This window comes from Streptomyces sp. CB02056 (assembly GCF_001905545.1).
Lineage (GTDB): Bacteria > Actinomycetota > Actinomycetes > Streptomycetales > Streptomycetaceae > Kitasatospora.
The window spans coordinates 223,172-237,012 of sequence record NZ_LIPD01000001.1 but is presented as its reverse complement, the minus strand read 5'-3'; the positions used below and the strand labels follow the sequence as shown (position 1 = coordinate 237,012).

Below are 13,841 nucleotides of genomic sequence, written 5' to 3'. Positions count from 1 at the left end.
GCGCCCGGCGGCTACGCCCAGGCGGCGCCGACGAGTTTGGCGTGCAGGGCCAGGGCGGAGGCGTCCGTGAGGGTGGCGATCTGGTCGACGACCGTGCGCAGGGCGGCGCGGTCGTCCTCGGCCTCGTGGTACATCGCGGCGAACACCGGGTCCAGCCCGTCGGGGGCGCGCTGAGTGAGGACGTACGCCAGCTCGGCGATCACGATCCGCTGCCGGGCCCGCAACTGGGCCTGCTCGTCGCGCTGCATCACGAAGCGGACGGCGACCGCCTTGAGCACCGCGCACTCCAGCCGAACGTCCCTCGGCACCACCAGCTCGGCGGCGTAGCGGGTGAGCCGGCCGGGGCCGTAGCGGGCGCGGGTGGCCTGCTCGGCGGCCAGGCAGAAGCGGCCGATCAGCTGGCTGGTGAGGTCCTTGAGCCCGGCCCGGGCCCGGGCGGTGCCGTCGTAGGAGCGGGGCCACCACTCCTGGGCGAGCAGCCGGTCCAGGGCGGCGGCCAGCTCCTCCGGCTCGGCGTCCGGGGCGTAGCGCTCGGCGACCTTGAAGAGTTCGGCCCGCTCGCCGGGGGCGCGCAGCACGGCCGGGTCGATGTGGCCGGCCTGGAGGCCGTCCTCGACGTCGTGGGTGGAGTAGGCCACGTCGTCGGACCAGTCCATCACGGTGGCCTCGAAGCACTTGCGCCCGGCCGGGGAGCCGGCCCGCAGCCAGCGGAAGACCGGCAGGTCGTCGGCGTAGACGCCGTACTTGGAGGAGGCCGGGTCGGTGGGGTGGGCGCCCTTGGTCCACGGGTACTTGCCGGCGGCGTCGAGCGCGGCCCGGCTCAGGTTGAGGCCGACGCTGCGGCCCGGCCAGGGGGCGAGCCGGACAGCCGGCTGCTCCCCCTCGGGCGCGAAGCGCTTGGGTTCGAGCCGGGTCAGGATGCGCAGCGACTGGGCGTTGCCCTCGAAGCCGCCGCAGGCCTCGGCGGCCTGGTCGAGGGCCTCCTCGCCGGTGTGGCCGAACGGCGGGTGGCCGATGTCGTGGGCCAGGCAGGCGGTCTCCACGAGGTCCGGGTCGCAGCCCAGGGCGGCGCCCAACTCCCGCCCGACCTGGGCGCATTCGAGGGAGTGGGTGAGGCGGGTGCGCGGGAAGTCGCTGCGCATCGGGGCGACCACCTGGGTGGTGCCGGCCAGCCGGCGCAGCGCCGCCGAGTGCAGCACCCGGGCGCGGTCCCGCTGGAAGGCCGTACGGCCCGGGCGCTTGTCGGGTTCGGGGACCCAGCGGGCCTCGGCGGCGTGGTCGTACGTGATCGGGGCGGCGAGGCGGTGCGTGGTGTCGTCCATATGTCCTTCACGGTACGCCGCGCCCCCGACACGCGGGGTGTGCCGCGCACGAAGGGGTGCGGGCCGGGGCGTGAACGGTGCGCGGCGCGCGGGTGCCCGCCCCGGTGGGTCGGCCCCACCCGGCCCGCGCACCCCTCGCGCCCCCTCCGTCCCGCGCCCCGGCGCGGGCGTCCTCAGCCCTTGATCGCCTTCAGGACCACCCCGGACATCGCCTCCTGCCCCTTGGCGTTGGGGTGGATCGGCGCCGACCCCTGGGCCGGGAGCGGCGGCTCCACCCAGCGCTTGTCCTCCCCCGCGCACATGTCGTGCCCGGCCGAGGGCCCGGCGAGGTCGACGAACACCGCGCCGGCCGCGTCCGCGCGCTTCTTGAGCATGCCGTTGAGCTGCTGCTGCTTCTCCACCAGGAAGGCGAGGTCGGAGGCGGCCACCGCGTTGCCCAGCACCGGCAGGCAGCTCGCCGGGTCGGCCGGGAGCAGCCCCGGGTAGCCGATCACGTACACCTTGGCCTTCGGGGAGCGCTTCTTGACGTCCTGGAGCACCTGGCCGATCCGGTCGCCGGCCGCGTCCACCTTGCGCTGGACCTCGTCGGTGCCGCTGCCGGCGGCGTAGTGGTCGCGGCAGGGCGAGTCGCTGATCCGGTCCGCGCTGTCGCTGATCACGCCCTTGACGATGTCCACCAGGTTGGCCTTGGCGCACTCCGTCACGACCTCGATGAAGCCGGCGTCGTTGCCGCCGATCCCCAGGGTGACCAGCCGGGTGTCCGCGGTGAGCGCGTCCAGCTGGGCCGGGTTGGTGCCGTCGGCGACCTTCTGCGGGCCGGTCAGGTCCCCGGTGCGGGCGCCGCTGCAGCTGACGTCCTTGAACTGGTCGGCGGCGAGCGAGAGCCCCTTCGCCACCAGGGACGGGTAGTTGGCCCCGGAGCGGTAGCAGGCGCCCGGCTCGCCGACCTGCGGGGCGATCTTCATCCCCGCGGTGTACGAGTCGCCGAGCGCGACGTACGGGCCGGTGGGCGGCGGGGCGGCGGTCGGCGACGCGGCCGCGCCGGCCCGCGCGCGGTCGGACGCCGTGCCCGCGGCGCCGCCGGCCCCGCTGTCCGAAGCGGTGTTGTCGGTGCAGCCGGCCAGCAGCGCTGCGGCCAGTCCGACGGTCAGGGCGATGGTCGGGCGTACGGTCCTCGGCATGGTCTCCCCCCGGGGATACGGTTCACGGTCGGCTCCTTGCGGCGGCCCGTCCCCCGGGCACATCAGGGGCCAACGAACGGTCCCGGCCGATGACTCCCGCCCCGGCCGAATCGCCTTACGGCGGGCCCGAACCGGCCGGAAACCGACCCCGGGGCCGTCCGGGCACCGGCTTCCGACCGCTTCCGCGCGCCCTCTCCGGCCGGCGCACCACGAAACCGCGTGCGCGTCGGCCGCTCCGCTCGACTACTCCGCGTCGACTACTCCGCGCCGCGCTCGTGCTCGGCCAGGAACTGCTCGAAGCGCCGCCCCAGTTCGTCCGCCGAGGGCAGGTCCACCGGCTCGGCCAGCAGGCTCTCCCGGCCCTCCGCGCCCGCCACGGCGTCGTACTGGCCCTCCATGCCGCGGATCGCCGAGCGCAACTCGCCGTCCCCCTGGGCCAGCTGCTCCTCGATGTCGGCGTAGACCTCGGAGACCTGCTCGCGCAGCCGGGTGCCGGGCAGCACCAGCCCGGTGGCGGACTGCACCGCCTCCAGGACCTGCACGGCCGCCGCCGGGTAGGCGGAGCGGGCCACGTAGTGCGGGACGTGCACGGCGAAGCCCAGGACGTCGCACCCGGCCTCGGCCAGGCGGTACTCCACCAGCGCCTGGGCGCTGCCCGGCACCTGCGCCTGCTCGAACCACTGCGGGTAGCCCGGGGCGAGGTCCAGCCGGTTGCCGTGCGGCGTCATGCCGACCGGGCGGGTGTGCGGCACGCCCATCGGGATGCCGTGGAAGTCGATCGAGAGCCGGACCTCGAAGCGCTCCACCAGCTCGCGGACGGCGCGCGCGAAGCGCTCCCACTCGACGTCCGGCTCGGGGCCGCTGAGCAGCAGGAACGGCGCGCCGGCGGCGTCGTGGACGAGCTGGAGCAGGATCTCCGGGGGGTCGTAGGACGTCCAGTGGTCGTGGTCGAAGACCATCGCCGGGCGGCGGGCCCGGTAGTCCACCAGACGGTCGTGGTCGAAGCGGGCCACGACCTGCGGCGAGCCCGTCTCCAGCAGGTGGGCCACCACCTGGCCGCCGGCCTCCCCGGCGTCCATGAAGCCCTCGTAGTGCTGCAGCAGCACGAGGCCGGCACCGGTGTCGCGCAACTGCTCGTTGGCCGCGGCGACGGCGGCCACGCCCTGCTGATCCAGCTCGTACAACGCCTGGAAGTCACGCACCGCGCACCCAACCCCGTTCCCTGCTCGTTCCGGTCGACCGGCTTCTCGTCCTCTGCAGCGTGCCGGGCGCCGCCGGAATTCCCGCCCCGGCCCCGCCCCGCCCCCGCCCCGCGGACGGACACGTCCACGGGGCCGCGCCGGGGCCGTTCCGGAGCCGCTCCACGGCCGCTCCGGTACCCGTCCGACGGCTCCCCGGGGGGCGCGCCCGACGGCCTCGGCCGACCACTCCGGACCATGATCGCACCCGACCGAAGAGCCCCTGGTCACGACCCTGGTAGCGCCCCCGCGGGAGGCCCGTCCGCGGGGCCCCGGAACGGCCCGCGCGGCCATTCGCGTGCCGCGAAGTGACGCACCGCCTTCTGGCGGGTATCGTCCTCTCGCTGCCTCGCATCGTCGCGTCGTCGCCACGTCGTCCGTAACGCCGTCGGCCACGTCCCGGTCCGCTGCTCGGCCAGCCCCCACGACGCATCTTGCCTTCACCTGGCCGCCCGCTTCCCTTCGCGCTCTCGTCTCCTCTTCGGCCATTTCGCGGACGCACACTGTCCCCTCGCTGTTCCCGCCGGACCGGTCCGAGGACCCGTGTCCGTTCCGGCACCCCCGCGCCGCCCGCTCCGGGCCGCCGCCCCCACCCCGTTCGACCGGACCTCCGGCGTGCGCGGGTACCCGGCGGACGGACCCGGGCCCAGGCGTACCCATGTCCAGCGCACCCCGTGCCGTACCCCGGCCCGGGAGGCTCCCTCCGACCGATGAAGGACAGAAGGTTCCGTGCCCGTACCTGTCACCCTCACCGGCCGCACCGTGCGGCTGGAGCCCCTCGCCGCGCACCATGCCGAGGCCATCGCCGAGGCCGGCGCCGAGGACCGTACGACCTACGCCTTCACCCCCGTCCCGCACGGCCTGGAAGCCGCCCGCGACTACGTCGCGCGGGCGCTCGCCGACCAGGCCGCGGGACGGTCGCTGCCGTTCGCGACGGTGAACGTCGCCGACGGCCGGGTCGTCGGCTCCACCCGCTTCCTGGAACTCGACTACTGGCAGGGCCCGATGGTGTGGCCGCCCGTGCCCGGCGTCCCGTTCGGCGATCCGGCCACGGCCGTCCCGGACGCGGCCGAGATCGGCAACAGCTGGCTCTCGCCGCGCGCCCAGGGCACCGGCATCAACACCGAGGCCAAGCTGCTGATGCTGCGCCACGCCTTCGAGACCTGGGGCGTGCAGCGGATCTCGATGCGCGCGGACGCCCGCAACATGCGCTCGCGCGCCGCCATCGAGCGGCTCGGCGCGACCTCCGAGGGCGTCCGCCGGGCGCACTCGCGCGGGCTGGACGGGGTGGTGCGCTCCACCGCGTTCTACTCGATCCTCGACGACGAGTGGCCGGCCGTCCGCGACATCATCGAGCTGCGGATCGCCGCCGCCACCTCGCCGAGCGCCCCGGATCCGGCGATCAACCAGGAGTGCCTTAGACAGGGCGGCAGCGGCGCCGGGCAGCTGATGATCACGGTCTGAGGCCGGCCCGGAGCGGCTCGTAGCCGAGGCGCGCCAAGCCCAGGACGGCCGGCAGGGTCGTGCGGTCGTCCCAGGCCCGGTGGCGTCCCGGGTGCGCCTCGACCAGCGCCTCCACCGGCCGCCAGCCGCCCCGCACCCGGGCCACCCGGACCCGGTAGGCCTCCGCGCCGCCCACGCCGCGGTGCAGGTGCAGCACGCCCTCGGAGACCACGGACACCCAGCGCTCGTCCATGTCCCGGGCCCGCAGGCCGCGCCTGATCCGCTCCCAGTCGGCGTCCGACCAGAGCAGGTCCGGCACCGGGTGCGGGCGGGGCAGGCGGATCGGCGTCAGGTGCGGTTCCCCGGCCGCGCGGACGCCGCCCGGCTCCGGGAACGCCCACGCGGGCAGCGGCTCCCGGGCGGCCAGCCAGGCCCGCGGGATGCCTCCGGTGCCGGTGTGCGCCGCCACCACTCCCCCGGTGATGGCGGCGACGGTGTCCATGTCGCCGCCGGCCGCGACCGCCTCCCACACGGCGGTGCGGTAGTCGGCCAGGTTCCGGGCGGCGCACCACAGGGCGTACGGGACGGTGTCGGCCGCGGAGGTCCGGCTGCCGTTGCCGAGCACCTGCGCGGCGAGCCGGAAGTCCGGCCGGGCGAGCAGCCCGCGGGCCTCCTCCAGGCCGTCCCTGACCGCCCCGTTCGGGGTGAGGTCGGCGACCGCCGCCAGGAAGGCCTCCGGCGTCATGGCCTCCGCCCGCGCCCGCACCGCGTACGCGGCCGCCACCGCGACCGCGATCGCGCCGTCCACGGCCTGCGGGTGGGTGTGGGTGATGACGGCGGTGTCGGCGGCGGGCCGGACGACGGCGGCCGGGTCCTCGGCGTACGCGGCCCCCAGCGGGGCGACCCGCATCGCGGCGCCGTTGCCGTACGAGCCCTGGCCGTCGAAGAGTTCGGCGGCCAGCCGCCGGGCGTCGCCGCCCTCGCGGACCAGCCGGAGCAGCCGGTTGGCGGCCGGGCCGTAGCCGCGGTCGAAGTCGTGGCGGAGGGCGAAGGCGTGGGTGAGGTCGAAGGTGTCGATCGCGCCGCGCTCGGTGTGGGCGGCGTGGACCGAGCAGGCCATCTCGGTGTCGTCGGTCCAGGGCCAGGGACCGGGCGGTTCGGTGCGGGCGGCGAGGTGGGCCCGGGCGGTTTCCGGGACGAACATCTGGGCGCCGAGGGCGTCGCCCACGGAGAGGCCGTTGAGGGAGTCCAGCGCGGGGCCGGTGTGCGTGGATGGAATGGTCATATGCCCTCCAGCTCACCGGGTTGACCGCCGTCCCGTCAACACCCGTGGCCGGTGTCCCCACCGACGGGGGATGTTTCGCATACCTCCGATTCCGGCGGGCAGGCACCGGGGCATGACCCGCGCGAACCCCCTCGACCCGGTCGCCCTGCTCGGCGCCGACCAGCAGCACATCGCCACCCGGGCGCAGCTGCGCCGGCTCGGGGTGCCCTCCGGCACCATCGCCCACCGGCTGCGGCCGGGCGGGCCCTGGCAACAGGTCCTGCCCCGGGTGATCTGCCTCCAGAGCGGCCGGTTGACGTTCCACCAGAAGCTGCGGGCCGCGCTGGCGTACGCGACGCCGAAGGGCCGCGACCCGCGGGCCGGGGAGGTGCTGCTGACCGGCTTCGCGGTGCTGGCCGAGGCCGGGCTGCCGAGCGCCGGACACCCGTCCGACCTGAACGCCGTGGACATCCTGATCCCGACTCAACGGCGGGTCGGGGACAGGGAGTTCGTCCGGATCCACCGGGCCTCCGGGGCGATGCCGGGCGGCTTCGAGCGGGACGACGGGCTGTGGAGCACCACCGTCGCCCGGGCGCTGGCCGACCTCGCGCCGGGGGAGACCGGGCAGCGCCGGTTCCGGGCGCTGTGCGCGGAGGCCGTCCAGCGGCGGCACTGCGAACTCGGCGAGCTGCTCGACCAGTTGCTGTCCCGCCCGGGTGCGCTCGGACTGCCCCAGGTGGCCCGGGTGGTGGAGGACCTGACGGTCGGGGTGCGGTCGGTGGTGGAGGGCGAGGCCCGCGACCTGCTGGCGCACGCGGGGCTGCCGGAGCCGCTGTGGAACCCGGTGCTCTTCCTGGACGGCCGCTTCCTCGCCGTCCCGGACGCCTACTGGCCGCACGCCTGCGTGGCCCTGGAGATCGACTCCCGCGCCTGGCACCTGCGCCCCGCCGAGCACGAACGGGGCCTCGCCCGCGCCAACCGCCTCACCGCCGCCGGCCTCCCGGTGGTCCGCACCACCCCGGTCCAGCTCCGCCGCGACCCGGCCCCGGTGCTCCACGAGCTCACCGCCCTGGTCACCACCGGCCCGCACGCCCCCCACCCCCGCGTCACCTGGCGCCGGGCCCGGTGAGGGGCGCGGCAAGGGCTGCCGAGGCCCGGCTCAGCAGCGGGAGTCGATCTCCTGGAAGGTGGCGTAGTGGTCGGCGGACCAGTACTGCTCGCCGGAGTCGCCGGTCACCACGCGGCGGGTGCCGCGGTCGTTGGAGCCGGGGGTGACGACGGTGTACTCGTGGTAGTAGCCGCCGGACTTCTTGGGGAGGCGGCTCTCGCGGTTCTCGAAGACGATGCCGTCGCGGTTGTACGGGTAGGGGCCGCCCTTGGCGATCAGGCCGAGGGTGTCCTGGGCCTGGCTGGGGAGCTTGGTGCGGCAGACGTCGGCCATGGCCGGGTCGGTCGGGACCCAGGTGCCGGCCGCGGCGGGGGTGGTACCGGCGCCCCCGGCGGGCGGGCTCGGCTTGGGGGCCGAGGGCTTGGGCGCCGTGGACCCGGACGTCGTGGCACCGGCGGCCGCGCTCGTGGTGGCGCTCGCGGCGGCCTTGGGGTGGCCGCTCCCCTGGTTGGCGAGGAGGTACCCGGCCCCGGCCAGGACCGCCAGGATCAGCACGGCCACGGCCACGAGCGGGTTTCTGCGGTTGGTCATGCGGTCCAGCTTGGCAGGCGGCCGGGCCGGGCCGGGCCAGGTACACACGTGGCCGCCGCCACACCGGCCGGTGCGCCGGCCCGTACGCGGACGTACGGCCGGGCGGGAACGGACGCCGTTGTCCGTTCCCGCCCGGCCGTGTCACGTACGCCGGTTCTCCTGCGCCGAGCTCCGGTGTACGCCCTCCCGACGGGAGGGGAAGCGGTCAGTCGTGCCCGCGCGTGAGGTGGGGATGCCTACCCTCCTCAGCGCGAGTCGCTGCCCGCCGTCTCGATGGCGGCGCGGCCTGCCTCCAGGCGCGCCACCGGGATCCGGAAGGGGGAGCAGGAGACGTAGTCCAGCCCCACCTCGTGGAAGAAGTGGACCGAGTCCGGGTCGCCGCCGTGCTCGCCGCAGACGCCGAGCTTGAGGTCGGGGCGGGTGGCCCGGCCGGCCTCGACGGCGTGCTTGACCAGCGAGCCGACGCCGTCGCGGTCGATGGTCTCGAACGGGGAGACCCCGAAGATGCCCTTCTCCAGGTAGGCGGTGAAGAACGAGGCCTCCACGTCGTCCCGGGAGAAGCCCCAGACCGTCTGGGTCAGGTCGTTGGTGCCGAAGGAGAAGAACTCGGCGGCCTCGGCGATCTGCCCGGCGGTCACCGCGGCGCGCGGCAGCTCGATCATGGTGCCGAGCTTGATGTCCAGCTTGACGCCGGTGGTCCGGGCGACCTCGGCGAGCACCCGCTCGCACTCGTCGCGGACCAGCTCCAGCTCCTGGACGGTGCCGACCAGCGGGATCATCACCTCGGGGCGCGGGTCCCCGCCGGCCAGCCGGCGCTCGGCGGCGGCCTCGGCGATGGCCCGGACCTGCATGCCGAACAGGCCGGGGATGACCAGGCCGAGGCGGACGCCGCGCAGGCCGAGCATCGGGTTCTGCTCGTGCAGCTTGTGCACCGCCTGGAGCAGGCGCAGGTCGTTCTCGTTCGGGTCCTTGCGGGCCTCGGCGAGGGCGACGCGCACCGACAGCTCGGTGATGTCCGGCAGGAACTCGTGCAGCGGCGGGTCGAGCAGCCGGACGGTGACCGGCAGGCCGTCCATCGCCTGGAAGAGCTCCAGGAAGTCGCCCTTCTGCAGCGGCAGCAGGGTGGAGAGGGCGAGCTCGCGGTCCTTGTCGTTGTCCGCCAGGATCAGGTGCTCGACCTCCTTGCGGCGCTCCTCGCCGAGGAACATGTGCTCGGTGCGGCACAGGCCGATGCCCTGGGCGCCGTAGCGGCGGGCGCGCCCGCCGTCCTCGGCGTTGTCGGCGTTGGCGCGCACCGCGAGGCGGCGGCGGCCGTCGGCGTGCGACATCAGCCGGTGCACGGCCTGGACGAGGCCGCCCTGGACGTCGGCGCCGGCGTGCAGGGTGCCCTCGAAGTACTCCACCACCGCGGAGGGGAGCACGGGTACCTCGCCGAGGTAGACCTTGCCGGTCGCGCCGTCGATCGAGACGACGTCGCCCTCCTCCAGCACCAGGCCGTCGGCGGTGGTCATCCGGCGGCGCTTGGTGTCGACCTCCAGCTCCTCGGCGCCGCAGACGCAGGTCTTGCCCATGCCGCGGGCGACGACGGCGGCGTGCGAGGTCTTGCCGCCGCGCGAGGTGAGGATGCCCTCGGCGGCGATCATGCCGTCCAGGTCGTCCGGGTTGGTCTCGCGGCGGACCAGGATGACCTTCTCGCCGGAGCGCGACCACTTCACCGCGGTGTAGGAGTCGAAGACGATCTTGCCGATCGCGGCGCCGGGCGAGGCCGCGAGGCCCCTGGCGATCTGCTTCGACTCGGAGTCGGGGGCGAAGCGCGGGAACATCAGCTGCGAGAGCTGGCCGCCGGTGACCCGCATCAGGGCCTCGTCCAGGTCGATCAGGCCCTGGTCGACCAGCTGGACGGCGATCCGGAAGGCGGCCGCGGCGGTGCGCTTGCCGACCCGGGTCTGGAGCATCCAGAGCTTGCCGCGCTCGATGGTGAACTCGATGTCGCAGAGGTCGCGGTAGTGGTTCTCGAGCGTCTGCATGATCGCCATCAGCTCGTCGTACGACTTCTTGTCGAGCTTCTCCAGCTCGGACAGCTGCAGCGTGTTGCGGATGCCGGCGACGACGTCCTCGCCCTGGGCGTTGGACAGGTAGTCGCCGTAGACGCCCTGGGTGCCGGTGGAGGGGTCGCGGGTGAAGGCGACGCCGGTGCCGGAGTCCTCGCCGAGGTTGCCGAAGACCATGCTGCAGACGTTGACCGCGGTGCCCAGGTCGTTCGGGATGCGCTCCTGGCGGCGGTACAGCCGGGCGCGGTCGCCGTTCCAGGAGTGGAAGACGGCGTGGATGGCGAGGTCCATCTGCTCGCGCGGGTCCTGCGGGAAGGCCCGGCCGGTCTCGCGCTCGACGATGCCCTTGAACACCTCGACCAGCGTCTTGAGGTCGGCGGCGTCCAGGTCCAGGTCGTTGACGGTGCCCTTGGCGTGCTTGGCCTCGTCCAGGGCCTCCTCGAACAGCTCGCCGTCGACGCCCAGCACGGTCTTGCCGAACATCTGGACCAGGCGGCGGTAGGAGTCCCAGGCGAAGCGCTCGTTGCCGGACTGGGCGACGAGGCCGGCCACCGAGGCGTCGGAGAGACCGATGTTGAGGACGGTGTCCATCATGCCGGGCATGGAGAACTTCGCGCCGGAGCGGACCGATACCAGGAGGGGGTTGTCGGCCTGGCCGAGCTTCTTGCCCATCTCCTGCTCGAGGGCGTCCAGGTGGGCGCTGATCTCCTCGTGCAGGGAGGACGGCTCGCTGCCGGTCTCCAGGAAGACCTTGCAGGCCTCGGTGGTGATGGTGAACCCCGGAGGGACGGGGAGGCCCAGGTTGGTCATCTCGGCCAGGTTCGCGCCCTTGCCGCCAAGAAGATCCTTGAGGTCCTTGTTTCCTTCGGTGAAGGAGTAAACAAACTTCTGCTGGGACGGCACGGGTCGGTCTCCTCGTACGCGGTTGCCCTGACGCCGGAGAACATACCCATTTCGAAGGCACTTCTCTGCCCTGAATAGGCCACCCGAGGCTGGTACCCAGCGGTAACCCGCTAGATCGAAAGCACATAAAGGCGTTCACCTCTGTTGGTGAAATCGTCCGCCTGACGCGAGCAAGCATTCAACTCTTGAAGGCATGCGCCCGCGAAGATCGTGCGATCCGGACGCACCGTAGCGACCGCGGGTCCATGGCGTTGCCCCGGCTTGATTTCCTGCACCCGGATCGCCCGATCACCGGTCGACCGACTTCGGGAAGCGATTCACAGCCGACCTGTCCATTTCGTCCACTGACCGGCCGTCAGCCCCCACCCCGTGTGGCAAGCGTCACCAGAGCGTCTCACCGGTCGAACGTAGAGCGCCTGCGCCGATCGTCGCACTGTGTCCAGAAACGTGCCCGCTCCGTGACGTTCGGACGCCGAAAAGGAGCCCTCTTGTCCATGATGGACAAGAGGGCTGGGACCAGGTGGCCATCGACCCGAACGGGTCATTTTCGCCAGGTCGTACAGATCATCCGCCGGAGGTGTCCGATTCGGCGTCAGCACCCGGGCGGGCGCAGTCGTACGGATCGTCCAACCAGCCCTCCGGCAGGACCACCCGGTTGTTGCCGCTGGTCCGCCCGCGCGGGCCGTCCGCACCGTCCGGCCAGCCCTGGGACTGCTCCACCTGGGCGAGGGTTTCGGCCAGTTCGGCCAACGAGGAGGAGCCGGCCAGCCGCACCCGCAGCTCGGAGCCGACCGAGAAGCCCTTGGTGTACCAGGCCACGTGCTTGCGGAAGTCGATCACGCCGCGCGCCTCGTCGCCCAGCCACTCGCCGAGCAGCTGCGCGTGCCGCACCATCGCCGCGGCCACGTAGCCGAAGTCGGGGCGGGCGTAGTCCACGTCGCCCTCGAAGATCGCGACCAGGTCCTTGAACAGCCACGGCCGGCCCAGGCAGCCGCGGCCCACCACCACGCCGTCGCAGCCGGTCTCGCGCATCATCCGCAGCGCGTCGTCGGCCGACCAGATGTCCCCGTTGCCCAGCACCGGGATGTGCGCCGGGACGGACTCGCGCAGCCGGGCGATCGCCGACCAGTCGGCCGTGCCGCCGTAGTGCTGGGCGGCGGTGCGCCCGTGCAGGGCGATCGCGGCCACCCCCTCCTCGGCGCCGATCCGGCCGGCGTCCAGGTAGGTGAGGTGGTCGTCGTCGATGCCCTTGCGCATCTTCATGGTCACCGGCAGGTCGCCCGCGTTGGCGACGGCCTCGCGCAGGATCTCGCGCAGCAGGTTGCGCTTGTACGGCAGCGCCGAGCCGCCGCCCTTGCGGGTGACCTTGGGGACGGGGCAGCCGAAGTTGAGGTCGATGTGGTCGGCCAGGCCCTCCTCGGAGATCATCCGGGCGGCCTTGCCGACGGTCACCGGGTCCACCCCGTACAGCTGGATGGAGCGCGGCTTCTCGCTCGGGTCGAACTTGATCAGCTGCATGGTCTTGGCGTTGCGCTCGACCAGCGCCCGGGTGGTGATCATCTCCGAGACGTACAGCCCCTTGCCGCCGCTCTGCTCGCGGCACAGGGTGCGGAACGGCGCGTTGGTGATGCCGGCCATCGGCGCCAGCACGACGGGCGGCCACACCTGGATCGGGCCGATGTCGAGCGGCGCGAACTCGGTGCCGGACGCGGTGCCGGACGCGGTGGGTGCGGGCGTGACTGTCATGCGCGGCTGACCTCGGGTGGTGGGGACGGGACTCTCCATTGTCCCCCACCCGGGTGAGCGGCCTCCGCCCGCGCCGGGGCTCCCCCGCTACGGGGCGCCTCGGCCACCGGATGCCTCCCTTACCGGCCGCCTCCGCCACCGGACGCCTCCGGAACGGGCCGCCTCCGCTACGGGGCCGGCGAGGCCGACGGAGCCGCCGGGGCGGTGGGCGCCGACGAGGCCGGCGCCGGAGCGATGGAGATCGACCCGGAGGTGACCGCGGCGTGCACCCGGTTCGGGCTCGCCGAGTCCGCCAGCCCCGGGTCGATCCGGCCGTTGCCGCTGCCGACCTCGCTGGAGACGGCGTAGCGACTGTCCTTCGGCAGGCTCATCTCCACCGAGCCGGAGGTGGCCGTGGCGTCCACCTCGCGCGGAGCCCTCGCGAAGCTCAGCTGCACCGAGCCCGAGGTGAGCTGCGCCGTCAACCGCGGGGCGCTCAGGTTGGTGCCCTGCACCAGACCGGAGGTGGCGTGCACGGTCACGTTCCCGGAGGTGTCGGACAGCAGCAGCTGGCCGGAGGTCAGGTCCAGCCTCACGTCCCCGCTCAGGCCCTCCACCTGGACGGAGCCGGAGGTCACCGAGCCGGACACCTCGGTCGCGGCCGGCACCTCCAGCTCGATCTCGGCACCGCAGCCGAGGTCCACGAACGGCAGGATCAGCCGGCAGTGCATCCCGACCGTGAGCACGCCCTTGTCGAAGACGGCGGACACCACCGGCTTGCGCACCAGCCAGTCCAGGCTCTGCCGGACCACCACGTGGCCCTCCCGTCCGGCCCGCACCCGGACCGACGCGGGGCCGGTCTCCAGCTGGACCCGGTGGATCTCCTCGTCGTACGGCCGACTGCTGCTGGTGCGCTGCTGCACCGCCATCGACCAGGTCTGCAGTCCGGCACCGATCATGACCAGGACGATCACGAGCGTCCCGGTGGCCCGCCAGCCCTTCACCCCCTTCACCG

General features: G+C 73.8%; 10 protein-coding genes. 2 read left to right on the top strand and 8 right to left on the bottom strand.

Annotated features, from left to right (window positions below):
• Positions 1-11: 11 nt before the first annotated feature.
• The 3 genes from AMK13_RS01000 to AMK13_RS00990 all read right to left on the bottom strand — a co-directional run bounded on the left by AMK13_RS01000 (position 12) and on the right by AMK13_RS00990 (position 3,705).
• Positions 12-1,322, bottom strand: a complete 1,311-nt coding sequence (locus AMK13_RS01000; RefSeq protein ID WP_049650217.1) for a deoxyguanosinetriphosphate triphosphohydrolase — start codon at positions 1,320-1,322, stop codon at positions 12-14.
• Positions 1,323-1,495: 173 nt separating this feature from the next.
• Positions 1,496-2,503 (bottom strand): SGNH/GDSL hydrolase family protein, encoded by a 1,008-nt coding sequence (locus AMK13_RS00995; protein WP_158077655.1) that lies wholly within the window; start codon positions 2,501-2,503, stop codon positions 1,496-1,498.
• Between the two features lie 257 nt (positions 2,504-2,760).
• Positions 2,761-3,705: a PAC2 family protein gene (locus tag AMK13_RS00990; RefSeq protein ID WP_049650218.1), complete on the bottom strand. Its 945-nt coding sequence runs from the start codon at positions 3,703-3,705 to the stop codon at positions 2,761-2,763.
• A 765-nt stretch (positions 3,706-4,470) separates the two neighbouring features.
• Here AMK13_RS00990 and AMK13_RS00985 point away from each other — a divergent pair.
• On the top strand, positions 4,471-5,205 hold the full coding sequence (locus AMK13_RS00985; protein ID WP_049650219.1) for a GNAT family N-acetyltransferase: 735 nt from the start codon (positions 4,471-4,473) through the stop codon (positions 5,203-5,205).
• Here AMK13_RS00985 and AMK13_RS00980 read toward each other — a convergent pair.
• Complete coding sequence (locus AMK13_RS00980; RefSeq protein ID WP_074000753.1) at positions 5,195-6,469, bottom strand: ADP-ribosylglycohydrolase family protein; 1,275 nt, start codon at positions 6,467-6,469, stop codon at positions 5,195-5,197. The genes AMK13_RS00985 and AMK13_RS00980 overlap by 11 nt on opposite strands.
• A 112-nt stretch (positions 6,470-6,581) precedes the next feature.
• Between AMK13_RS00980 and AMK13_RS00975 the strand changes: the two genes are divergently transcribed.
• A complete protein-coding gene (locus AMK13_RS00975) occupies positions 6,582-7,577 on the top strand; it encodes a hypothetical protein (protein ID WP_074000752.1) in 996 nt (331 codons plus the stop codon).
• A 30-nt stretch (positions 7,578-7,607) separates the two neighbouring features.
• On the opposite strand, the gene AMK13_RS44415 is transcribed toward AMK13_RS00975, so the two are convergent.
• The 4 genes from AMK13_RS44415 to AMK13_RS00955 all read right to left on the bottom strand — a co-directional run bounded on the left by AMK13_RS44415 (position 7,608) and on the right by AMK13_RS00955 (position 13,839).
• On the bottom strand, positions 7,608-8,147 hold the full coding sequence (locus AMK13_RS44415; protein WP_079271730.1) for a ribonuclease: 540 nt from the start codon (positions 8,145-8,147) through the stop codon (positions 7,608-7,610).
• Between the two features lie 245 nt (positions 8,148-8,392).
• Positions 8,393-11,101, bottom strand: coding sequence for a pyruvate, phosphate dikinase (ppdK, locus tag AMK13_RS00965; RefSeq protein ID WP_074000751.1), 2,709 nt, complete (start codon positions 11,099-11,101; stop codon positions 8,393-8,395).
• Positions 11,102-11,665: 564 nt separating this feature from the next.
• The gene (dusB, locus tag AMK13_RS00960) at positions 11,666-12,847 is read right to left on the bottom strand and encodes a tRNA dihydrouridine synthase DusB (RefSeq protein WP_049650222.1); all 1,182 of its coding nucleotides are present in this window, start codon (positions 12,845-12,847) and stop codon (positions 11,666-11,668) included.
• A gap of 167 nt (positions 12,848-13,014) precedes the next feature.
• On the bottom strand, positions 13,015-13,839 hold the full coding sequence (locus AMK13_RS00955) for a DUF4097 family beta strand repeat-containing protein (RefSeq protein WP_074000750.1): 825 nt from the start codon (positions 13,837-13,839) through the stop codon (positions 13,015-13,017).
• Positions 13,840-13,841: the final 2 nt, after the last annotated feature.